Origin of the sequence: Duganella fentianensis, assembly GCF_964031615.1 — a bacterium.
GTDB classification, from domain to species: Bacteria; Pseudomonadota; Gammaproteobacteria; order Burkholderiales; family Burkholderiaceae_D; genus Rugamonas; species Rugamonas fentianensis_A.
The window spans coordinates 249,599-270,707 of record NZ_CAXIQN010000009.1; the positions used below are offsets into that span (position 1 = coordinate 249,599).

Below are 21,109 nucleotides of genomic sequence, written 5' to 3' on the forward strand. Positions count from 1 at the left end.
TGGTGCTCATTTGATCAGGATCGCTTTCACAGCGGCCACAGTGCGCTCGACGTCGGCCATGTTCATGGCGTAGAACATCGGCAGGGTCACGGTCAGGCGGCCGATGCGTTCGGCCACGGGGAACATGCCTTCCTTGAAGCCCCGTTCGCGGTACATGGTGAACAGGTGGATCGGTGCGTAGTGGTAGCCGGTGCCGATGTTATAGCCTTCCTGCAGCGCGCGCATGAAGTTGGCGCGGGTGTCGGGGCCGTTATCGGGCAGGATGATCTGGAACAGGTGGTAGTTGCTCGTATCGAAAGCCTGCACGGGTAGCTGGGCGCCCGATTTGGCTTCGAAGTCCGCGCCGAAGCATTCGTAGTAGTGGCGTGCCAGCGCGCGACGGTGCGCCGTGATGGCAGCAATATTGGCGAACTGGCCCAGACCGATGGCCGCCATGATGTCGCTCATATTGTATTTGCCGCCCAGTACATCGACATCGATGCCGTCCACGCCGCTGCGGGTCACACCCTGCAGACGGTATTTTTCGGCCAGACGGGCTTCTTCCGGCGTGTTCAGCACGAGGGCGCCGCCTTCGCCGGTGGTGATGTTCTTGTTAGCCTGGAAGCTGAACGAGACGAAATCGCCGAAGGCGCCGATGCGCTGGCCCTTCCATTCCGAACCGAAGGCTTGCGCCGCATCTTCCACCACGCGCAGATTGTGCTTGCGGGCGATCGCGTACAGACGGTCCATATCCACCGGCAGGCCGGACAGATAGACGGGAATGATGGCCTTGGTGCGCGGGGTAATCGCCGCTTCCACTTTGTCCAGATCGAGGTTGCGGGTGATCGGGTCGATATCGGCAAACACCGGCGTGGCGCCCACTTCGATGATCACGTTGGCGGTCGCCACCCAAGAAATCGGCGTGGTAATCACTTCGTCGCCGGGACCGATGCCGGCGATGCGCAGCGCGATCTCCATGGTGCAGGTGCCGGAATTGAAGGTGCGCACAGGGCGGCCACCGAAGTATTCCGACATCTGTGCTTCGAAAGCCTGGACTTTCGGGCCGCTGGTGATCCAGCCGGAACGCAGCACCTCGCCCACGGCGGCGATGGTGGCTTCATCGATGGTGGGCTTGGAGAAGGGCAGGAAAGGCAGGGCAGAGGTCATGGTATGCACTCGTATTAGTTAGTTTGTTGGTCTTGGTCAGACAGCATGGGGCGCATTCTAAAGCCAGTCTCAGGTCCGCGCCAGTAAGGCGACGCCGACCAGAATGACGGCGATGGCGAACAGGCGCTGGAAAGTCAGCGCTTCGCCGAACAGATACCAGGCGCCGATGGCGGTGACCACATAGCCCAGCGACAGCATGGGGTAGGCGATCGACACATCGACGCGCGACAGGGCGATGATCCACAGCACCACCGACAGCACGTAGCAGGTCAGGCCGCCGATGATGGGCAGCTGGGTGGCGACTTTCAGGCCGACGCTGAACAGATTGCTCAAGGTCAGGTGGATTTCGCCCACATTGCGCGCGCCTGCTTTGAGCAGCAACTGGGCTACGGCGTTAAGCAGCACGCCGAACACGATAAAACTGAAGGTGGCAATATTCATGCGGTAAATCGGACTTTCAAAAAATTACAGGTTGGCGACTACCACACGGCGGGTGTCCTGCACGATCAAACGCATGGGCAGACCCTGCTGTTTGAGTTCGGCGTACTTTTCCGGGCTGATGATGGCCAGCGCCTTCACGCCATCCTGGTGATGCTGCTGCCAGCGCTGGACGAACTGCGCAACGGTAGGAATCGACAGTTCCGGCTGCTGTTTCAGGCCGAAGGTGAATTCATCCCAGTAGTCCACCAGCGTGACGGGGCGGCGCAGGTAGAACGTCATCGACTGTTCGTAAGTGGCCACCGAGTAGATCGGCATATCGGGCGTCATCTCAGGCCGCATCTTGAGGGCGGCAGTTTTACCGGCGCGCATGGCGCCATACGGCTCGAAGCCCGTGAGGATCAGCTCAGTGGCGGCAAAGCCGGCAATCGCCATGGTCAGCACCGTCAGGTCGCGGCGCAGATGGCGCGCATGCAGCAGCGCTACGGCGCCACCGGCAGCGGCGGTAATGGCAGCGGCCAGCACCCATGGCTGGTAAGCCACCAGCAGCGCCGTTTCGCTGGCATGGCGCACGCCGATTTTGACCATCTGTGGCACGGCAATGATGCCGGCGATGCCGATTACCACCAGCAGGGCAGCGGCGATGATGCGGCTACGGCGTGGCGCCGTTTCCAGATAGGCGCCCAGCAGCATGGCCAGCGCAGGGAAGATAGGCAGGATGTAGCCGGGCAGCTTGGAGCTGGAGTAGCTGAAGAAGGCGAAGATGAACACGCTCCAGATCAGCAGCAGCAGACGTGGCTGGAAGCGCGACTCGGTGCGGCGGCGCGCGGCGGCCAGCAGCGACTGCGGCAGGATGCCCAGCCACGGCATGATGCCCGGTGCCAGCAGCACGAAGAAGTAGTACCAAGCGCCTTCGCGGTGGTGGGTCTTGAGGAAGAAGCGCTCCCAGTGCTCGTGCACGAAGAAGAAGTGCGGCTGCTCGGGATTGCGCAGACCGACCAGCACGAACCACGGCGTGGCGATGGCGAAGAACAGCAGCAGGCCCTTGCCCAGATGCAGCCGCTTCCAGATGGCGAAGTCGCCCGACAGCAGCGAATACAGCACCAGCACGCCACCGGGCAGCACCAGTCCGATCAGGCCCTTGGCCAGTACGGCCAGCGCCATGCCGGCCCAGCACAGCAGCATCCAGTTGCGCTGTTCGGCGGGTGTGGCCTCGTCGCGCTGGGCTACCAGTACGGCACACAGCACGATGGTCATCATGCCGGACAGGCCCATGTCGAGCGAATCGATCTGGCCCGAAGCCACCCAGAACAGGCTGGAACCCAGTGCCAGTGCAGCGTAGAAGCCCACGCGCGGGCCGAATACGCGGCTGCCGGCGTAGCCACTGAGCAGCACGCCGAGCAGGCCGCACAGGCCCGTCCACAGGCGCGCCTGCCATTCACCGAGACCGAAGGCGGCAAACGAGAGGGCATTCATCCACGTCTGCAGCGGTGGCTTTTCGAAGTATTTGATGCCGTTCAGGCGGGTAGTGACCCAGTCGCCGCTGGCGAACATTTCGCGTGCCATTTCCGCGTAACGGCCTTCATCGGGCGGTACCAGGGTGCGGATGCCCAGCGCATACAGCCAGACGATGACGAAGGCGGCCAGCAGCGACCACAGGACTTTCTTGTTGTTGTACAGATCGTTCATCAGGCAGCAGACTCCCCTTGCGGTGGAATGATCAGGGCCAGCGTGACCTTGCGGCCTTCGCCCATCAGGATGTTGTAGGTGCGGCAGGCGGCTTGGCTATCCATGCATTCGACGCCGATGCGGCGCATGGTCAGCGCGGCCGTCAGGCGCGGGTGGATGAAGCGCTGGCGCTCGCCCGTGCCGAGGATGACCACGTCGGGACTGTCGGCACCGATTTGCAGAAAATGCTCCTCGGTAATACTTTCGAAAGTGGGCGCGTCCCAGGCACGCGGTGCCAGTTCGGGCATGACGATCAGGCTGTAGTTGTAGCGCTGGGCATTGATTTCGACGCCAGCGGCATCGTAGCCGGTGACGGTCTGGTATTTCTGGGTATCGCTGGCGTGAAGCTTCATGGAACGTCGTTCGCGGTTTTAATCGTCAAAAGAAGCGTCATTGTAGCGTTTTTCCGTGCACTTCCAGTCTGAAAGGTTGATTAAATGGGATGCTTTCGGCAGAATGGGTCTTTTCGCATTGCAGCACGGGCCGGCGGGCGTTTTTAGCAGGCCACAGCGGTTTGCCTCACCAGAACAGGATTTTATTTTGCGACAGATTCAAAAATCCAACAAATTAGCGGAAGTTTGCTATGAAATCCGTGGTCCTGTGCCGGAAAAAGCCCGGCAGATGGAAGAAGAGGGCCATAAGATTACGAAGTTGAATATTGGCAACTTGGCCGTATTCGGTTTCGATCCGCCCGACGAGATCGTGCGCGACATGAAAATCAACCTGCCCGACGCGGCCGGTTACACTGATTCCAAGGGCATGTTCGCCCCGCGCAAGGCAGTGGTGCACTACAGCCAGCAGAAAAACATCCGTGGCGTGACCATCGACGATGTGTATCTGGGTAACGGCGCCTCCGAGCTGATCGTGATGGCCATGAATGCCCTGCTGAATAATGGCGACGAAGTGCTGGTGCCGGCGCCTGACTATCCGCTGTGGACGGCGGCGGTCAGCCTGTCCGGCGGCAAGCCGGTACATTACATCTGCGACGAGCAGCAGGAGTGGTATCCCGACATCGAGGATATGCGCAGCAAGATCACGCCCAATACCCGCGCCATCGTCGTCATCAACCCGAACAACCCGACCGGCGCGCTGTATCCGGTGGAACTGCTGCAGCAGATCATCCAGCTGGCGCGCGAGCATGAGCTGATCATCTACGCCGATGAAATCTACGACAAGGTGCTGTACGACGGCGCCCAGCACGTTTCCATCGCCTCGCTGGCCGACGATGTGCTGTTCGTGACTTTCAACGGCCTGTCGAAAAACTACCGTGCCTGCGGCTATCGCTCGGGCTGGATGATCGTGTCCGGCGAAAAGAGCCATGCCAAGGACTATATCGAAGGCTTGAATATGCTGGCCTCGATGCGGCTGTGCGCCAATGCGCCGGGCCAGTTCGCCATTCAGACCGCGCTGGGCGGATATCAGTCGATCGACGATCTGGTGGGGCCGGGCGGGCGTCTGCTCAAGCAGCGCGATCTGGCCTACAAGCTGCTGACCGATATTCCCGGCGTCACCTGCGTCAAGCCCAAGGCGGCGCTGTATATGTTCCCGCGGCTCGATCCGAAGATGTACCCGATCCAGGATGACCAGCAGTTCGCCTACGAACTGCTGGCCGAAACCAAAGTGCTGATCGTGCAGGGCAGCGGCTTTAACTGGATCGCACCGGATCACTTCCGCGTGGTATTCCTGCCCAACACCGACGATATGACGGAAGCTTTCGGCCGTATCGCCAAGTTCATGGAAGGCTACCGCAAGCGTCACGGTAGCAGCTTCTGAATTAACTGAGTCACCAGAGAAAACGGTTTATATGAAATCCATCAAAGTAGGTTTGCTCGGCGTCGGTAACGTCGGTTCCGGTACCTTCAATGTACTGCAACGCAATCAGGAAGAAATCCGTCGTCGCGCTGGCCGCGGCATCGAAGTGGTCGCCGTTTCGGCGCGCAATCTGGAACGCGCCAAGGAGCGCACGGGCGGCAAGGTCAAAGTGGTGGCCGATCCTTTCGATATCGTCAATGATCCGGAAATCGATATCGTCGTCGAACTGATCGGCGGTTACGATCAGGCCAAGGCGCTGGTGCTGCAGGCGATCGCCAATGGCAAGCACGTGGTCACTGCCAACAAGGCGCTGCTGGCCGTGTACGGTAACGAGATTTTTGCTGCCGCTCAGGCCAAGGGCGTGATGGTGGCGTTCGAAGCCGCCGTAGCCGGCGGCATCCCTATCATCAAGGCGCTGCGCGAAGGTCTGACCGCCAACCGCATCGAATGGCTGGCCGGTATCATCAACGGTACCACCAACTTCATCCTGTCCGAGATGCGCGACAAGGGGCTGGATTTTGCCAGCGTGCTGAAACAGGCGCAGGAGCTGGGCTATGCCGAAGCTGATCCGACTTTCGACATCGAAGGCGTGGATGCCGCGCACAAGGCCACCATCATGTCGGCCATCGCTTTCGGTATTCCCGTGCAGTTCGATAAGGCCTATGTGGAAGGCATCTCCAAGCTGAATGCCATCGACATCCGCTATGCCGAGCAACTGGGCTACCGCATCAAGCTGCTGGGCATCGCCAAGCGCGCCAAAGTGAACGGCGTGGAAGGCGTGGAACTGCGCGTGCACCCGACCCTGATCCCGGCCAAGCGCCTGATCGCCAATGTGGAAGGCGCCATGAATGCCGTGCTGGTGCAGGGTGACGCCGTGGGCGCCACGCTGTACTACGGCAAAGGCGCCGGTTCCGAGCCGACTGCTTCGGCCGTGATCGCCGATCTGGTCGATATCACCCGTCTGGCCACGGCCGATGCTGAGCACCGCGTGCCGCATCTGGCCTTCCAGCCGAATGAACTGACCAACATCGAGATTCTGCCGATGGCGGAAATCACCACCAGCTACTACCTGCGCATGAACGTCAGCGATCAGCCGGGCGTGCTGGCTGACCTGACCCGCATTCTGGCTGATGCGACCATTTCGATCGACGCCATGATGCAGAAGGAACCGGCTGACGGCGAAACCCGTACCGACATCATCTTCCTGACCCACCAGACGCAGGAGAAGAACGTGCTGGCGGCGATCGCCAAGATCGAAGGACTGGCCACCGTGTGCGGCAGCGTCACCAAGATCCGTCTGGAAAATCTGGCCTGATCAGGCCGGGCCTACGTCCATGCCGTCGTAGGCCTCTAGCTGCTGGGCTTCGGCAAAACGGTAGAACTCCTGATTGCGTGCATGCAGGGTGTCTACCGTGTGCAGCTCCACTTTCTCGATATGCAGCCACCACAGCGCAGGGGTATCGGCTTCCGGCTTGGAATCGTAGATGCCCACCTGGGTATAGCCCTGTGCCTGCAGCAGTTTGCCTGCCGCTTCCAGTTTGGCCTTGTCCTGATCGGCAAAGAAATAGCCCCACATCAGCGGCTTGTTCATATCCCACGGGGCGTTCTTTTTCATATCGGCGAACAGGCCGAGCATATCTTCTCTGAAAATCATTGCGAGCTTTCGAATCCGGTTGATGCCGTGACGGCGTAGGCCGCGATTTTACCCGAGCGCCGCAGGGGCAGCGGGAAAACTGACTTGTACCTTCAGCCCCGGAGCCTGCACCTGCTCGGGGCGGGCGTCGCTCAGGCTGATGCTGGCACCATGCAGGGTGGCGATATCGCGCACGATGGCCAGCCCCAGACCGGCACCGCCGGGATTGCGTTCCAGCGTGGCGCTGGCGCGGTAGAACGGCGCAAACACCCGTTCCCGTTCGGCGGCAGGGATGCCCTGACCGTTGTCCATCACTTCCAGTAGCACCTGCTGGTCGTTACGCTGCACGCGCAGAGTGACGCAACCGCCGGCCGCAGTGTAGCGCAGCGCGTTATCGGTCAGGTTGGCGATCAGTTCGTGCAGCAGGAAAGCCTGCCCTTCGATCACAGCTGGGCTTTCCGCTTCCAGTGCCAGATCGATCTGTTTGGTGACGGCGGCCATGGCCAGTTCCAGTCCCACCTGACGGGCAATCTCGCGCAGGTCGACCCGTTCGACATGATTGCTGGCGCCTTCCAGATCGCCGCCATGTTCGATGCGGGCCAGCGTCAGCAGACGGTTGGCCAGATTGATGGTGGAATCGGTGGTGGCAGCGATGCTGTGGACGATGTCGCGCAGGGTGGCGCGTAACTGTTCGGCATCGGCGGCCGGACGGTCGCAGGCGCGCAGCGCCAGTTCGGCCTGCGTCTTGAGCACGGTGAGCGGAGTGCGCAACTGGTGCGAAGCGTCGGCAATGAAGCGGCGCTGGCTGCTGATCAGAATTTGCAGGCGCGCGCGCGAACTGTTCATGGCCGCCACCAGCGGGCGCACTTCGCGGTGCACCAGTGCCGGATCCACATCCGAGCTATCGTTGAGGGGGCGGGTTTCCACCACCCGCTTCAGACGCATCAGCGGCTGCAGCACCAGCCGCACGGCGAACCATACCAGCAGCGCCAGTGCCAGCAGCAGCAGGGCCTGCCACGCCAGCGTGTCGAACAGGATTTGATTGGACAGGCCGCGCCGCGCCTCCAGTGTTTCACCGACCTGTATCAGGGCGATGCCGCGCATGGTGTCGTCATACACAGGCTGCAGCAGGGCGGCAATGCGTACCGGCTGGCCGTTGTAGCTGGCGTGGTAGAAGCGCACCAGTGCCGGATAGGTTTCCGAGCGCGGTACATTGGCCGGCACGGCCGGAAGATCGCCATAGCCGGACACGGTTTCGCCGTTGATGCCGGTGACCTTGTAGTAGATCCGTCCCAGCGTATCGGTTTCGAAGCTGTCCAGTGCTACGTAAGGCACATCGGCCACTACCTTGCCATCGACGATGGACACGCGCTCGGCCAGCGCGCGGGTAGAGGCCAGCAGCGAGCGGTCATAGGCCACATCAGCTGCCGCCAGCGCGTTGCGATACACCGAATAGGTGTTGAGCGCCACCAGCAGCAGCAATGGGCCCAGCAGCCAGCGCAGCAACTGACCGCGCAGGCTGCCCTGACGGGCTTCCGGACCGAAGCGGCGGGCGAGTCTGGCCAGCAGCGGCATCGGCACTCCTAGCTGGCCGGACGTGGCTGCAGCAGATAGCCGATCCCGCGCAGCGTGGTAATCACGGCGGCATCGGGGATGGCCAGATCGAGCTTTTTGCGCACGCGGTGGATGTATAGTTCGATGGCATCCAGATTGGCGTCATCGGCCAGCGCAAACACTTCGTCAAACAGCTTCTCTTTGGAGACGGCGCGGCCGGAGCGGGTAATTAAGGTTTCCAGCACGGCGTGCTCGCGTGGTGTGAGTGCCAGTGCCTGACCGCCGTAACTGAACATGCGCGTCACCGTATCGAAACTGAGTGCGCCGCAGTTGTGTATCAGCGCTTCGTTGCCCAGGCTACGGCGCAGCAGGGCTTTCACGCGCGCTTCCAGTTCGGCCAGTTCGAACGGTTTGGACAGATAGTCGTCAGCGCCCAGATTCAGGCCCTGCACGCGGTCTTCCAGCCCGCCACGGGCAGTCAGTATCAGCACAGGAGTCTGTCCGCGCGGCGCCGGTCGTGCACGCAGGCGGCGCAGCACATCCAGTCCGTCCATGCGTGGCAGGGTCAGGTCGAGTATCACCAGCGCATAGTCCTGGGTGTGCAGCAGGGCGTCGGCGTCGGCGCCATTGTCGGCACATTCCACTGTCAGGTTGGCCTCGCGCAGGGCTTTGGCCAGCCAGTGCGACAGTTCCGTATGATCTTCTACGAGCAGGATACGCATGTTTTTAAGCTAATTTTGCCGCTAACGAAAGGCTAGCGCTTCGGTGTATGGTCATGCATGATGGTGGTGCGCGCTGCAAAAGGGAAGTGCCGTCCGGTTTTGTGGCAGCCAGACTACACTGAAAGGCAATTGAAAGGTAACGACTCCTATAGTGGTAAGCCTGATCGCAAATATCAGGCATCACTGATAACTATATCTTCTGGAGACTCGAATGAAAAAATCCGCTTTGACCCTGGCCGTTCTGGCCCTTGCAGCAGGTGCTGCGCAGGCCCAATCGAATGTGCAGGTATATGGTCTGCTGGACGTCGGCATGGAAACCGCCAATAACAAATCGGCCACGGGCGGCAGCCAGACCAGCGTGATTTCGGGCGGTATGAACACTTCGCGCTGGGGCCTGCGTGGTTCGGAAGATCTGGGTGGCGGCCTGAAAGCCGTGTTCAATCTGGAAAGCGGCATCCTGATGGATACGGGGAATATGGATGGTGTACTGTTCAAGCGTCAGGCCAATATCGGTCTGGAAGGCGCGTTCGGTCGCGTCATCATCGGCCGTTCCTTCACCACCGTGTATGACACCGTGATCTCCTACGATCCGATGGGTTTTGCGCCATACTACTCGTGGGCAGCCGGCGGTTCGGCCACGGGCCCGAGCAAATACGGTTTTACCACGGCCTACGACAACATCATCAAATACAGCGGTACGGTGGGCGATCTGAAAATCGGCGCCAACTACGCTGCCGGCGAACAGGCCACCGGTGCACAGGATAGTGCCAAAGTGGGCTTCAGCACCGTCTACAAACTGGGCGATGTGAATCTGATGGGTACCTGGGAGCGCAACAACGGTAACACCGTGGCCGCCACCGGTAACCGCGACAAGAACACCGTATGGCATATCGGTGCCAACTACGAAACCGGTCCATTCAAATTCTGGGGGGTAGTGCGCGACTACAAACTGGTAGCGGGCAAGGCGCTGACGGCCGATCTGGCAGCGACCACTACCTGGGCGGGTCTGGCCTACAAGGCTGATGCCGCTACCACCCTGACCGGGGCGATCTATCACATCAACGTGAAGAACGTTGCGGCCGGCAAGGATGCCGATCCGACCATGTACGTAGCGCGCTATCGCTACGCGCTGTCCAAACGTACCGACGTGTTTGTGTCGGCCGCCTACGTCAAGTCGAAAAATGGCCAGCTGACCGGTATGTCGCGTGATGATGCCGGCTTCGGCACCAGCCAGCACGGTCTGGCCCTGGGCATGCAGCACCGCTTCTAAGCCGAGCTGGTATGGACGCCGGTTACTCCGCTGGCGTCCTTGCCTGAAAGCGCTTTGAAAGCTTTACCGTTCTAAGATTACACACACAATGATCAAAGTTTTGCTGGCTGGACTGGCTGCCTTCTGGGTGAGCTGGGTAGCGCAGGCAGCAGGCGCCGAGTGCATCGTGCCGTCCAAACCGGGCGGTGCGATGGACCTGACCTGCAAGCTGGCGCGTAAAGGTTTGCAGGGCTTGCAGGGCACTGCCAAGGCGCCGCCGGTCGACATGCACATCAGCTATCTGCCCGGTGGTATCGGTGCGGTGGCGTGGCATTCGCTGGTGTCGCAGCGACGCACCGAGCCGAATACGCTGGTGGCTTTTTCGGGTGGTTCGCTACTCAATCTGGCGCAGGGCAAGTTCGGCAAGGTGAAAGCTTCCGATGTGCGCTGGGTGGCCGCGCTGGGTGCCGATTACGGCATGATCGCGGTGCGGGCCGATTCGCCGTATCACTCGCTGGGCGAACTGCTGGCTGCTTTGAAAGCCCAGCCGCAGAAGGTGCTGATCGGCGTGTCCGGCACCATCGGCAGTCAGGACTGGCTGAAGATGGCGCTGATCGTCAAAGCCGCAGGCATCGATCCGAAAGTGCTGCGTTTCGTGGCACTGGAAGGTGGTGGCGAAGCTTTCACTGCCATGCATGCCAACTACGTGCAGGTGGTGTCGGGCGACGCCAGTGAAGCAACGCTGTATGCAGGTAATGGCAATACGCGGGTGCTGGCAGTACTGTCCGAGCAGCGCCTGCCTGGCGTGCTGGCCAGTGTGCCGACGGCACGCGAGCAGGGCATCGATGTGGTGTGGCCTATCATCCGCGGCGTGTGGATGGCGCCACAGGTGGCGGAGGCCGATTACCGCCATTGGGTAGCAGCGTTTGACCGGGTGCTGGCCAGCCCTGGTTACGCTGCCATGCGGGACAGTGCCGGTCTGTTTCCCTTCGGGCTGACAGGCGATGCACTGAGCCGTTATGTAAGCAAGGCCGTAGAGGACTACGGCAGGCGCGCGACCGAACTCGGTCTGATGCGCTGAACACCAACTATTAAAACGACGGAGACCAAGATGAAGTTAACCATGACTGTGGCCGCTGCATGCGCCACCCTGTTTGCCAGCGCTGCCATGGCGCAGGTGCCGGCCGGCTATCCGGCCGACTACCAGAAGATCATCGATGCGGCCAAGAAGGAGGGCAAGCTGGTGGTCTATGGTGCGACCGACAGCAAAGCTACCCAGCCGCTGATCAAGGACTTCAATACGCTGTATCCCGGCATTACCGTCGAATACAACGATATGAATTCCACCGAAGTGTATAACCGCTTCATTTCCGAAGTGGCCGCTGGCGGCAATACAGCCGACGTGATGTGGTCGTCCGCCATGGACCTGCAGATGCGTCTGGCATCGGATGGCTATGCGCTCAAATACAAATCGGCCGAAGCGGCCAAGATCCCCGGCTGGGCGATGTGGGACGATCAGGCTTACGGTACGACTTTCGAGCCGGCTGCTATCGTCTACAACAAGCGTCTGGTGGATGCCAAGGAAGTGCCGCAGAATCACGCCGATTTCGCCAAGCTGATTTTGCAGCCCAAGTTCAAGGACAAGGTCACTACCTACGATATCGAGAAGTCCGGTGTGGGCTTTATGTTCATGACGCAGGACGCGCGTGAAAATACCAAGTTCCTCGAACTGGAAAACGTCTTCGGCGAAGCCAAGGTGCGCGTGCAGTCGTCGACCGGCACCATGATGGAGCGGATCTCGTCGGGTGAAAATCTGATCGGCTATAACGTGCTGGGTTCCTACGCGCTGGTGCGTGCCAAGACCGATCCGTCGATCGGCGTGGTACTGCCCAAGGATTACACGCTGATTCTGTCGCGCGTACAGTTCATCAACAAGGGTGCCAAGAACGTCAATGCCGCCAAGCTGTGGCTCGATTATCTGCTGTCGCAGCGCGGCCAGACCATCATCGCCAATGACTCCAAGCTGTTCGCTATCCGCGAAGATGTGAAAGGCGAGACCACCTCGGCCGAGCTGATCAAGCTGATCGGCAAGGACAAGGTCAAGCCGATTCCCGTTCATCCCATGGTGCTGCAATTCCTCGGCCCGGCCAAGCGCATGGCCTTCCTCAAGCAGTGGAAAGAAACCGCGGGCAAGAAATAAGCTGCGCGATCCGTACGCCCGATATTAAGCCTCGACTCTAGACGTCGACTACGCTGACAGGCAAGCCAGCGCGCGCCATCCTGCGCGCTGGCCGTTACATCCATCCGCTCACACGGACTCATTATGCAAACTCTGAACCTTTCCGGCTCGGGCCGGCACAGTATTAACTGGCCGCGCGGGCTGGTGGTAACGCTCGCCGCTACCGCCATCTTCCTGCCGCTATTCCTGATTTTCTATCAGAGCTTTCTGAATGCGCCTTTCTTCATGCCCGCCAAGGAGCTGGGACTGGACGCTTACCAATTCATTTTCGAAGATCCCGATTTCTCGGTGGCCTTCAAGAACGCGGCGGCACTGGCCACCGGTCTGACGGCCATCGCGGTACCGCTGGGCGGCATGCTGGCCTTTCTGATGATACGCACCGATCTGCCGGGCCGCAGCATCATCACGCCGCTGCTGCTGGTGCCTATCTTCGTCTCGCCCATGGTGATGGGCTTCGGCTACGTGGTGGCAATGGGGCCGGTGGGCTTCTATTCGCTGTGGGTGAAAGACCTGCTGGGCTTCATCCCGTGGAATATCTATTCCTTCACCAGCATTGTGGTGATCGCCGGCCTGACCCACGTGCCGCACGTGTATCTGTACGCTTCCTCGGCGCTCAAGAGCCTCGGCTCGGATGTGGAAGAAGCAGCCCGCGTGACAGGCGCCTCGCCACTGCAGGTGATGTTCAATGTGTCGCTGCCGATGGTGATGCCGGCACTGGCCTATGCCGCCGTGCTGGTGTTCTTCCTGGGCTTCGAAGTATTCGGTCTGGTGCTGGTGCTGGGCGATCCGGAAGGTCATCTGGTGCTGGCTACCTATCTGTACAAGCTGACCAACAAGCTCGGTACGCCGTCGTATCACCTGATGGCTGCTGTCGCCGTGTGTCTGGTGGCCGTGACCATGCCGCTGGTGATGCTGCAGCGCTGGCTGCTCAAATCGGCCAATAAATTTGTCTCCATCAAAGGCAAGGGCGCACGCAGCAAACCCATGCCGCTGGGACGCTGGAAGTGGCTGGCGTTCGCGCTGATCTTCGGCTGGCTGATGATCACCATCATCATGCCGCTGTCCGGCATCCTGCTGCGCTCCTTCGTGCAGTACTGGGGCGAAGGTGTGCGGCTGGCCGACGTGCTGACTTTGCAGCACTTCCGCGAAATTCTGGAACAGCCGGCACTGATGCGCGGCATTCTGAATACGGTGCTGATCGGTGTAATCGGCGGCGCCTGTGCGGTGATCTGCTACTGCGCCATCGCGCTGGCCATGCACCGCAAGCCGGACGGCATCACCCGCTTCCTCGACTACAGCGTGCTGGTACCGCGCGCCGTACCGGGCCTGCTGGCTGGTCTGTCTTTCCTGTGGGTGTTCCTGTTTGTACCGAGCTGGCTGGACGGGGTACTGAAAGGCATGGATAACGGCGTGGCCATCTGGCTCAGCGAGCATCTGATTCCTCTGCTGCGCTCCCTGCGTTCCACCATCTTTGCCCTGTGGCTGGCGTATTCGGTGGTGTGGCTGGCCTACGGCATGCGGCTGATTTCCACCGCGCTGCTGCAAGTGGGACCGGAACTGGAAGAAGCGGCGCGCGCAGTGGGCGCCAGCCGCGGTCAGGTAACGCGCGATGTGACCGTGCCGCTGGTGAAATACGGTCTGCTCGGTGCATGGCTGATGGTGTTCCTGATCTTCGAGCGCGAATACTCGACCGGCGTGTATCTGCTGTCGCCCGGTACGGAAGTGATCGGCGCGCTGCTGGTGTCGCTGTGGGCGACCGGTTCGACCGATCTGGTGGCCGCGCTATCCTTCATCAATATTTCGCTGGTCGCCATCGGGCTGGGCGTGGCACTGCGCTTTGGCGTGAAATTGCATAACTAAGCGCATAACTGAGTTTATAGAATATGAAACGAGACCTCACCATGAATGAACTGACCGTCAACGATCTGCATCTGGACTATGGCTCCGGCGCCCATGTTAACCACATTCTGAAAGGTGTTTCGATGCATCTGCAGAAGGGCGAAGTGGTAGCCCTGCTGGGTCCTTCCGGTAGTGGCAAGACCACGCTGCTGCGCGCCGTGGCCGGACTGGAAAGCCCCAAGGCTGGCACCATCGCCATTGGCGAACGCAATGTGTTCGATGGCAGCCGTGATTTTGAACTGCCGGCCGAACACCGCAATCTGGGGCTGGTATTCCAGTCGTATGCACTGTGGCCGCACAAGACCGTGTTCGATAACGTGGCCTATGGCCTCAAGCTGCGCAAGCTGGGCGCCAGCGAGATCAAGGACAAGGTCAACGACGTGCTGAAAAATCTCGGCCTTGGCCATCTGGGCGAGCGCTTCCCGCACCAGCTGTCCGGTGGCCAGCAGCAGCGCGTGGCGATTGCCCGTGCACTGGTGTACAACCCGCCCGTGATTCTGCTGGACGAACCGCTGTCGAATCTGGATGCCAAACTGCGCGAAGAAGCCCGTGCCTTCCTGCGCGAGCTGATCGTGCGTATGGGCCTGTCGGCACTGATGGTGACGCACGATCAGGCCGAAGCGATGGCGATTTCCGACCGTATTCTGCTGCTCAATAACGGCAAGATCGAGCAGCAAGGTACGCCGCAAAGCATGTACGAGACGCCGGAGACGCTGTTCTGCGCCGAGTTCATGGGCAGTAACAACCGCCTGCCAGCCAAGGTCACGGCGCGCAATGGCCAGCAGGTGACGCTGGCGCTGGGCGGCGCTACGCTGCAGGCCACGGCGCGCGGTGCTGGCGGTGCCGATCCGGCCACCATCATCCGGGTGGAAGAAGTGAAGATCAGCGCCACGCCGGTGGACAACGCGATCGAGCTGCCGCTGCTGACCTGCATGTATCTGGGCGACCGTTTCGAGTGTCTGTTCAAGAACGCCGACGGGTCTATCAGTGTGCGCGCCCATTCCAAGTACAAGCTGGAAGCAGGGCAGTACTGGCTGCAGCTGCCGGCTGATAAGCTGTGGGTGTTCTGATGCACTAAGCGGTGTGCGCGCTAGCGCAAACCGCAGTAGTGTGCTGAGGTTATAATCCGTTCAATCTTTCCGCTTTCCCCACATTGAACGGATTCGCCCAGCATGAGCCAGCCCAATCAGTTTTCCCTGTTGCTGCAACGCCGTTTCGCGCCGTTTTTCTGGACCCAGTTTCTCGGCGCGTTGAACGACAATCTGTTCAAGACGGCGCTGGTGGTGATCATCACCTACGATGCGCTGAGCTGGACCACGCTGTCGCCAGCGCTGATTACCAATCTGATTCCCGGCCTGTTCATCCTGCCGTATGTGCTGTTCTCGGCCACGGCCGGACAGCTGGCCGAGAAGTACGAAAAGGGCGCACTCACGCGCGTGGTGAAATGGCTGGAGCTGGGTATCATGGCGGTGGCGGCGCTGGGCTGGTTCAGCCACACTCTGTGGCTGCTGGTGCTGGGCGTGGTCGGCATGGGCGTGCATTCCACCCTGTTCGGTCCCGTCAAGTATGCCTATCTGCCGCAGCAGTTGCAGCCCGAGGAGCTGATGGGCGGGAACGGCGTGACGGAGATGGGCACCTTTGTCGGCATCCTGCTGGGCGAGATTTTCGGCGCGCTGCTGGTAGTACAGCAGCCCCATGGCATTGCCTATGAAGCCGTGGCGACGCTGGCGGTGGCGGCACTGGGGCTGATCGCCAGCTATCGCATACCGCATTCGCCGGCGCCGGTGCCGGACCTGAAAGTGAGCTGGAATTTTATCGGCGAATCGGTGCGTAACATCGGCCATTCGCGCAAGAACCGCGTGGTGTTTCTGGCCATGCTGGGCAATTCGTGGTTCTGGTTCTATGGTGCGCTGGTACTGGCCCAGTTTCCCGTGTTCGGCAAGGATAATCTGCACGGCGACCATAGCGTCTTCGTGCTGCTGCTGACGGTGTTTTCGCTCGGTGTGGGCTGCGGTTCGCTGCTGTGCGAGCGCATGTCTGGCCGCAAGGTGGAAATCGGGCTGGTGCCGTTCGGTGCCATCGGTCTGACGGTATTCGGCGCCGATCTGTATTTTGCCAGCCGCGATATCAGTGCCGTGCTGGCCACGGGCGCGCTTCCTTACGATGCCTTTGCCTTGCTGCAGCACGCCGGCGTGCTGCATATACTGGCCGATGTGCTGTTCATCGGCCTGTTCGGCGGCTTCTACATCGTACCCCTGTTCGCCCTGATCCAGACCCGTTGCGAACCATCGCATTTGTCGCGCACCATCGCCGGCATGAATATCCTGAATGCGCTGTTCATGGTGGCAGCAGCCGGGCTGGCCATCGTGCTGCTGGGGCAGGGCTTTACGATTCCCCAGCTATTCCTGGTGACGGCCGTGCTGAATGCGCTGGTGGCGCTGTACATCTTCTCGCTGGTGCCGGAATTCCTCATGCGCTTCCTTGCGTGGCTGCTGATCCAGACCGTGCACCGCGTGCGCAGTGTCGATGCCGAGCGCATTCCGGCCGACGGGGCGGCGGTGCTGGTGTGTAACCATGTGAGCTATGTCGACGCCATCGTTATCATGGCAGCCAGTCCGCGCCCGATCCGCTTCGTAATGGATCACCAGATATTCCGCACGCCCTTACTGGGCTGGGTGTTCCGCACCGCCCGTGCGATCCCGATTGCACCCGCCAAGGAAGATCCATGGCTGATGGAGAAGGCCTTTGTGGACATCGCGCAGGCGCTGCACGAGGGTGATCTGGTGTGCATCTTCCCTGAAGGGCAGTTGACCCGCACGGGCGAGATCAATCCGTTCAAGAACGGCATCAGCAAAATTGTCGAACGCAGCAAGGTGCCGGTGATCCCGATGGCGCTGCGTGGCCTGTGGGGCCATCTGCTGAGCCGCAGCAGCACCAATGTGTTCGAGCGGGCGTTCCGCAGCGGTTTGCGTTCGCGCCTAGAACTGGCAGTCGGTGCGGCCGTCGCGCCGCATGAGGTGACGCCGGAATATCTGCAGCAGCGGGTACAAGAACTGCGCGGCGACTGGCAGTAGACGGCCAGCCTAGCGACGGATACGTAGTGGTTTGCTCAGCTGCTTGTCCTGATACATGGCGCGGTCGGCGCGTCCCAGCAGCATTTCGATGTCGTGCGGATCGTCCGGATGGTGTACGGCGATGCCGATACTGGCGCTCAGCGTGACGCTGGTGGTCTTTAGTTTAAATGGCTGCAGCAGGGCAGGGCGCAGCTTGTCGGCGGTCTCCTGCGCCGCGTCATCGTCCTGCAGATTTTCCAGTATCACGACAAATTCATCACCGGCCAGCCGGCCCACGGTATCGGTCTTGCGGACGTTGTCGCGCAGCCGTGCGGCAAACTGGCGCAGCAGTTCGTCACCTTCTTCATGGCCGTAGCGGTCGTTGATCTGCTTGAAGCGGTCCAGATCGACGAAGAACACGGCGCAGTTCTGGCGCAGCCGGTTGGCGCGTTGTATGGCTTCGTTGAGCGTCACCAGTAGGGCGCGCCGGTTGGGCAGACCCGTCAGCGTATCGCGCAGCGCCATGGCTTCCATCGAGGCGAACAGCGATTTACGCTCGCTGATATCGTGCAGGAAGGCGATGAACAGGTGGCCGGAACTGCGTGGCACATAGGCCAGCGCTACTTCCACCGTGAGTTCCTGCCCGGCGCGGTTATGCAGCGTCAGTTCGATGCGGCGGTTGAGCACTGCGTCGCCGCCGCTCTCGGCCAGCTGGCGCATATCGCGTTCATAGGCACGGCGCAGCAGCGGCGGCAGTACCATGGCGGCCAGCGGCTGACCGATCACTTCGGCACGGCGCCAGCCCAGCAGGTTCTCGGCCTGGCGGTTCCAGTCCAGTACCACGCCACCGGGATCGAGCGCGATGAAGGCATCGTAGGCATTGTCCAGAATCGCGCGCAATTCGGCGGCGCGTTCCTGCAGCAGCATCTGGGTGCTCTGTTCCTGCGCCAGTGCGCGCTCCAGCAGCATGGCTTTGCCGGCGATCTCGCGCGTACGCTGGGCGACGGTGGACTCCAGCCGCTCGTTCAGGTTGCGCAGCGAATCCAGATGGCTTTCTTCCTTGCGTACCAGTTCGGCCAGTGCCTGCGACAGCACTTGCGCTTCGTGGAAGCTGTCTACCTGCGCAATCGGCGGTAGCGGAGCGCTGCTGTCCTGTGCGGCCAGACGGTTCTCGATCGCGCTACTCAGACTGTTCAGCGGCGCTAGCAGGCGGCGCGCCAGCAGCATGGCGGCCAGCCCTGTCAGCACGGCCAGCACAGTCCCCAGTAGCAGAATCGGCCGTTGCAGGGCAGTGGCGCCGGCCAGCGCAATGGCTTCCGGCTGGCGCACCAGCACGGTCCAGCCCAGATTGCCCGTGTCGTCGCTATTGCTGGTCAGCGCGTAAGCGGTCAGATAGGTTTTACCATCACCCCAGCTTTCGCGCACGCTGCCGCTGCTGCCGTTCTGGGCTAGCGTCAGGCTGGTACTGCGGATGACGGTTTCTTCGCTGCCCTGCGGGCCAAGGATTACCGTGCCATCGGCACGCAGCACAAAAATCTCGATATTTTGCTGGCCCGCTTCCGGCGGCAGTATGGTCTGCAGCAGGCGGCGCGCCCAGTTCCAGCTCATTTGCACGCACAGCACGGCGCGCAGTTTGCCATCCGGTCCGGCGACGGGGCCGGAGACATCGACGAAGCGCCATGGATCGGTGGCACCGGGCAGCTTTTTGCCGAGCAGGGTAGCAGGGTGGTAATCGCTGGCGTAATAGTGTTCGCGGCCGCGGCTAAACCAGTTGCGCGTGCTGACATCCTGACCTTCCAGCGTGCTCTGGGTGGCCGCATAGACTTTGCCGTCTGCGTAGCTCAGTCCTATCCACGCATAGTCGGGTGAGGATTTTTGCAGCGCTTCGAGCACCTTGCGGGCATCTTCCGGCGTGTGCGGATTACTGATCTGCGGCAGTTCGCGCACCAGTTTGATGTCGCTGATGGCGCTCTGCACCACGCGGTTCAGCGTGTCGCGCATCTGCCAAGACAGTTGCTGCAGGCGCTGGCGGGCATCGCGTTCTGCACTCTGCTGGCTATAGCGCTGCACCAGTCCTAGCACGGTAAGTACGGAAACGACGACGGCAGCGACCAGACCCGCTGTGATCAGCGTCGTCAGGCGGGGCCGTCTGGCACGTAGAGGGAGCGGCGAAATCATGTACAGACGACCAAAACGATGACTGTCGGAAATAAATCATTGTAGCACCGGCCTGCGCAAGCATCGGGCAGATGTGTGGGAAATCCTGCAACAAGGCTGTCAATTCGCTACGGAACTGCCACGTTTCCGAAGGGTTACTCAAAAAAATGTTGCTTGACTTAATTAGAATGATCGTTCATTCTATTGTCTGTGCTTATTTTTTATACAGAAAGAATTCACATGGAAGCTCGTTTCTGCCCCTTGAACCTGCGCACGACCAGCCTCGTCGCACTGATTTCTGCCAGCGCTGTGCTCAGCCTCAGCGCTTGTTCCCGTTCCAGCTCCGAAGCACCTCATGCGCAGGTGGCGGAGGTGGGCGTTTTTAAAGTGGCGCCGGAAGCGCTACAGATCAGCACCGAACTGCCGGGTCGCACCAGCGCCTATCAGGTGGCCGAAGTGCGCCCGCAAGTCGGTGGGCTGATCCGCAAACGCCTGTTTGTCGAAGGCGCCGATGTGCAGGCTGGCGCCGCCCTGTACCAGATCGATGCGGCTAGCTATCAGGCGGCTTACCAGTCGGCCAAGGCGGCACTGGCCAAGGCACAGGCTAATCTGCTCAGTAGCGCACCGAAGGCGGCGCGCTACAAGGAGTTGCTGGCCATCGAAGGTGTGAGCAAGCAGGATTACGACGATGCCATGGCCGCGCACGAGCAGGCCAAGGCCGATGTGGCGGTGGCCGCCGCGGCGCTGGAAACTGCCAGCATCAATCTGCAGTACACCAAGGTGGAAGCGCCTATCAGCGGCCGTATCAGCCGTTCCAGCGTAACGGCCGGTGCGCTGGTGACGGCTGGCCAGAGCACGGCGCTGGCCACCGTGCAGCAGCTTGACCCTATCTATGTGGATGTGACGCAGTCGAGCGAAGACCTGCTGCGCCTCAAGCGCGAACTGGAAAGCGGCAGCCTGAAACGCGGTGCTGCGCAGGCCAGCGTGCATCTGCTGCTGTCGGACGGTAGCCGCTATGCGCAGGAAGGCAAGCTGCAGTTTTCCGATGTGACGGTCGATCCGGGTACGGGCAATGTGACGCTGCGCGCCATCTTCCCTAATCCGCGCCATGATCTGCTGCCCGGCATGTTCGTGCGTGCCGTGGTGGATGCCGGCGTCAACGAGCAGGCCATCGCCGTGCCGCAGCAGGGCGTGAGCCGCAACCAGAAGGGTGAAGCCACCGCGCTGGTGCTGAACCCGCAGGGTAAGGTGGAGCAGCGCACGCTGGTCACGAGCGGTACCCGTGGCGATAAATGGCTAGTCAAATCCGGCCTCAAGGCTGGCGATCTGGTGATCGTGGAAGGCCTGCAGAAAGTACAGCCGGGTGCAGCGGCGCACATCGCCAAGCCGGCGGCCGCAGTCGCCGCGACCTCGGCAGCGGCAGCAGCGCCAGCCGGCAGCGCCGCGGCGCATGGCGGCGCACAGTAAAGGAGGCAGCAC

Annotated in this window: 17 protein-coding genes; 9 read left to right on the top strand and 8 right to left on the bottom strand. The window is 61.1% G+C overall.

Annotation, left to right across the window (positions count from 1 at the left end; all coding sequences use genetic code 11):
- Positions 1 to 6 precede the first annotated feature (6 nt).
- The 4 genes from ABNT42_RS07040 to ABNT42_RS07055 all read right to left on the bottom strand — a co-directional run bounded on the left by ABNT42_RS07040 (position 7) and on the right by ABNT42_RS07055 (position 3,665).
- A complete protein-coding gene (locus ABNT42_RS07040; RefSeq protein WP_348695802.1) occupies positions 7 to 1,146 on the bottom strand; it encodes a DegT/DnrJ/EryC1/StrS aminotransferase family protein in 1,140 nt (379 codons plus the stop codon).
- A gap of 69 nt (positions 1,147 to 1,215) precedes the next feature.
- Positions 1,216 to 1,587 (bottom strand): SMR family transporter, encoded by a 372-nt coding sequence (locus tag ABNT42_RS07045; protein ID WP_348695805.1) that lies wholly within the window; start codon positions 1,585 to 1,587, stop codon positions 1,216 to 1,218.
- 24 nt (positions 1,588 to 1,611) lie between these two features.
- The gene (locus tag ABNT42_RS07050) at positions 1,612 to 3,273 is read right to left on the bottom strand and encodes a glycosyltransferase family 39 protein (protein ID WP_348695807.1); all 1,662 of its coding nucleotides are present in this window, start codon (positions 3,271 to 3,273) and stop codon (positions 1,612 to 1,614) included.
- Positions 3,273 to 3,665 (bottom strand): Mth938-like domain-containing protein, encoded by a 393-nt coding sequence (locus ABNT42_RS07055; protein ID WP_348695809.1) that lies wholly within the window; start codon positions 3,663 to 3,665, stop codon positions 3,273 to 3,275. Before ABNT42_RS07055 ends, ABNT42_RS07050 begins: the two co-directional genes overlap by 1 nt.
- Before the next feature lie 187 nt (positions 3,666 to 3,852).
- Here ABNT42_RS07055 and ABNT42_RS07060 point away from each other — a divergent pair, with 187 nt between their 5' ends.
- On the top strand, positions 3,853 to 5,085 hold the full coding sequence (locus tag ABNT42_RS07060; protein ID WP_348695812.1) for a pyridoxal phosphate-dependent aminotransferase: 1,233 nt from the start codon (positions 3,853 to 3,855) through the stop codon (positions 5,083 to 5,085).
- Positions 5,086 to 5,116: 31 nt separating this feature from the next.
- On the top strand, positions 5,117 to 6,439 hold the full coding sequence (locus ABNT42_RS07065) for a homoserine dehydrogenase (RefSeq protein ID WP_348695814.1): 1,323 nt from the start codon (positions 5,117 to 5,119) through the stop codon (positions 6,437 to 6,439).
- On the opposite strand, the gene ABNT42_RS07070 is transcribed toward ABNT42_RS07065, so the two are convergent.
- From ABNT42_RS07070 to ABNT42_RS07080, 3 genes are all read right to left on the bottom strand, one after another.
- Complete coding sequence (locus tag ABNT42_RS07070) at positions 6,440 to 6,760, bottom strand: ribonuclease E inhibitor RraB (RefSeq protein ID WP_348695816.1); 321 nt, start codon at positions 6,758 to 6,760, stop codon at positions 6,440 to 6,442. It abuts the gene before it with no gap.
- Positions 6,761 to 6,826: 66 nt separating this feature from the next.
- Positions 6,827 to 8,332 (bottom strand): sensor histidine kinase, encoded by a 1,506-nt coding sequence (locus ABNT42_RS07075; protein WP_348695820.1) that lies wholly within the window; start codon positions 8,330 to 8,332, stop codon positions 6,827 to 6,829.
- Positions 8,333 to 8,340: 8 nt separating this feature from the next.
- The gene (locus ABNT42_RS07080; protein WP_348695822.1) at positions 8,341 to 9,033 is read right to left on the bottom strand and encodes a response regulator; all 693 of its coding nucleotides are present in this window, start codon (positions 9,031 to 9,033) and stop codon (positions 8,341 to 8,343) included.
- 211 nt (positions 9,034 to 9,244) lie between these two features.
- Between ABNT42_RS07080 and ABNT42_RS07085 the strand changes: the two genes are divergently transcribed.
- The 6 genes from ABNT42_RS07085 to ABNT42_RS07110 all read left to right on the top strand — a co-directional run bounded on the left by ABNT42_RS07085 (position 9,245) and on the right by ABNT42_RS07110 (position 17,494).
- Positions 9,245 to 10,303 carry a porin gene (locus ABNT42_RS07085; protein ID WP_348695824.1) on the top strand — a complete coding sequence of 353 codons (1,059 nt, stop codon included), beginning with the start codon at positions 9,245 to 9,247 and terminating at the stop codon, positions 10,301 to 10,303.
- Between the two features lie 88 nt (positions 10,304 to 10,391).
- Positions 10,392 to 11,363, top strand: coding sequence for a tripartite tricarboxylate transporter substrate-binding protein (locus tag ABNT42_RS07090; protein WP_348695827.1), 972 nt, complete (start codon positions 10,392 to 10,394; stop codon positions 11,361 to 11,363).
- 30 nt (positions 11,364 to 11,393) lie between these two features.
- Positions 11,394 to 12,482 (top strand): ABC transporter substrate-binding protein, encoded by a 1,089-nt coding sequence (locus ABNT42_RS07095; RefSeq protein WP_348695829.1) that lies wholly within the window; start codon positions 11,394 to 11,396, stop codon positions 12,480 to 12,482.
- 123 nt (positions 12,483 to 12,605) lie between these two features.
- On the top strand, positions 12,606 to 14,381 hold the full coding sequence (locus tag ABNT42_RS07100) for an iron ABC transporter permease (protein ID WP_348695832.1): 1,776 nt from the start codon (positions 12,606 to 12,608) through the stop codon (positions 14,379 to 14,381).
- Positions 14,382 to 14,422: 41 nt separating this feature from the next.
- Complete coding sequence (locus ABNT42_RS07105; protein WP_348695834.1) at positions 14,423 to 15,490, top strand: ABC transporter ATP-binding protein; 1,068 nt, start codon at positions 14,423 to 14,425, stop codon at positions 15,488 to 15,490.
- 102 nt (positions 15,491 to 15,592) lie between these two features.
- Positions 15,593 to 17,494 (top strand): MFS transporter, encoded by a 1,902-nt coding sequence (locus ABNT42_RS07110; protein ID WP_348695837.1) that lies wholly within the window; start codon positions 15,593 to 15,595, stop codon positions 17,492 to 17,494.
- Positions 17,495 to 17,503: 9 nt separating this feature from the next.
- Here the strand turns inward: ABNT42_RS07110 and ABNT42_RS07115 are convergent, their stop codons facing one another.
- Complete coding sequence (locus tag ABNT42_RS07115) at positions 17,504 to 19,651, bottom strand: diguanylate cyclase (protein ID WP_348695839.1); 2,148 nt, start codon at positions 19,649 to 19,651, stop codon at positions 17,504 to 17,506.
- 219 nt (positions 19,652 to 19,870) lie between these two features.
- Between ABNT42_RS07115 and ABNT42_RS07120 the strand changes: the two genes are divergently transcribed.
- Complete coding sequence (locus ABNT42_RS07120) at positions 19,871 to 21,097, top strand: efflux RND transporter periplasmic adaptor subunit (RefSeq protein WP_348695842.1); 1,227 nt, start codon at positions 19,871 to 19,873, stop codon at positions 21,095 to 21,097.
- Positions 21,098 to 21,109: the final 12 nt, after the last annotated feature.

Excerpts from the sequence above, each read along its gene's own strand:
- ABNT42_RS07115 (WP_348695839.1), bottom strand. The coding sequence starts at position 19,651 with ATGATTTCGCCGCTCCCTCTACGTGCCAGACGGCCCCGCCTGACGACG.
- ABNT42_RS07055 (WP_348695809.1), bottom strand. The coding sequence starts at position 3,665 with ATGAAGCTTCACGCCAGCGATACCCAGAAATACCAGACCGTCACCGGC.
- ABNT42_RS07070 (WP_348695816.1), bottom strand. The coding sequence starts at position 6,760 with ATGCTCGGCCTGTTCGCCGATATGAAAAAGAACGCCCCGTGGGATATG.
- ABNT42_RS07085 (WP_348695824.1), top strand. The coding sequence starts at position 9,245 with ATGAAAAAATCCGCTTTGACCCTGGCCGTTCTGGCCCTTGCAGCAGGT.
- ABNT42_RS07065 (WP_348695814.1), top strand. The coding sequence starts at position 5,117 with ATGAAATCCATCAAAGTAGGTTTGCTCGGCGTCGGTAACGTCGGTTCC.
- ABNT42_RS07100 (WP_348695832.1), top strand. The coding sequence starts at position 12,606 with ATGCAAACTCTGAACCTTTCCGGCTCGGGCCGGCACAGTATTAACTGG.
- ABNT42_RS07090 (WP_348695827.1), top strand. The coding sequence starts at position 10,392 with ATGATCAAAGTTTTGCTGGCTGGACTGGCTGCCTTCTGGGTGAGCTGG.
- ABNT42_RS07080 (WP_348695822.1), bottom strand. The coding sequence starts at position 9,033 with ATGCGTATCCTGCTCGTAGAAGATCATACGGAACTGTCGCACTGGCTG.
- ABNT42_RS07095 (WP_348695829.1), top strand. The coding sequence starts at position 11,394 with ATGAAGTTAACCATGACTGTGGCCGCTGCATGCGCCACCCTGTTTGCC.
- ABNT42_RS07120 (WP_348695842.1), top strand. The coding sequence starts at position 19,871 with ATGGAAGCTCGTTTCTGCCCCTTGAACCTGCGCACGACCAGCCTCGTC.
- ABNT42_RS07045 (WP_348695805.1), bottom strand. The coding sequence starts at position 1,587 with ATGAATATTGCCACCTTCAGTTTTATCGTGTTCGGCGTGCTGCTTAAC.
- ABNT42_RS07040 (WP_348695802.1), bottom strand. The coding sequence starts at position 1,146 with ATGACCTCTGCCCTGCCTTTCCTGCCCTTCTCCAAGCCCACCATCGAT.
- ABNT42_RS07050 (WP_348695807.1), bottom strand. The coding sequence starts at position 3,273 with ATGAACGATCTGTACAACAACAAGAAAGTCCTGTGGTCGCTGCTGGCC.
- ABNT42_RS07105 (WP_348695834.1), top strand. The coding sequence starts at position 14,423 with ATGAATGAACTGACCGTCAACGATCTGCATCTGGACTATGGCTCCGGC.
- ABNT42_RS07110 (WP_348695837.1), top strand. The coding sequence starts at position 15,593 with ATGAGCCAGCCCAATCAGTTTTCCCTGTTGCTGCAACGCCGTTTCGCG.
- ABNT42_RS07075 (WP_348695820.1), bottom strand. The coding sequence starts at position 8,332 with ATGCCGCTGCTGGCCAGACTCGCCCGCCGCTTCGGTCCGGAAGCCCGT.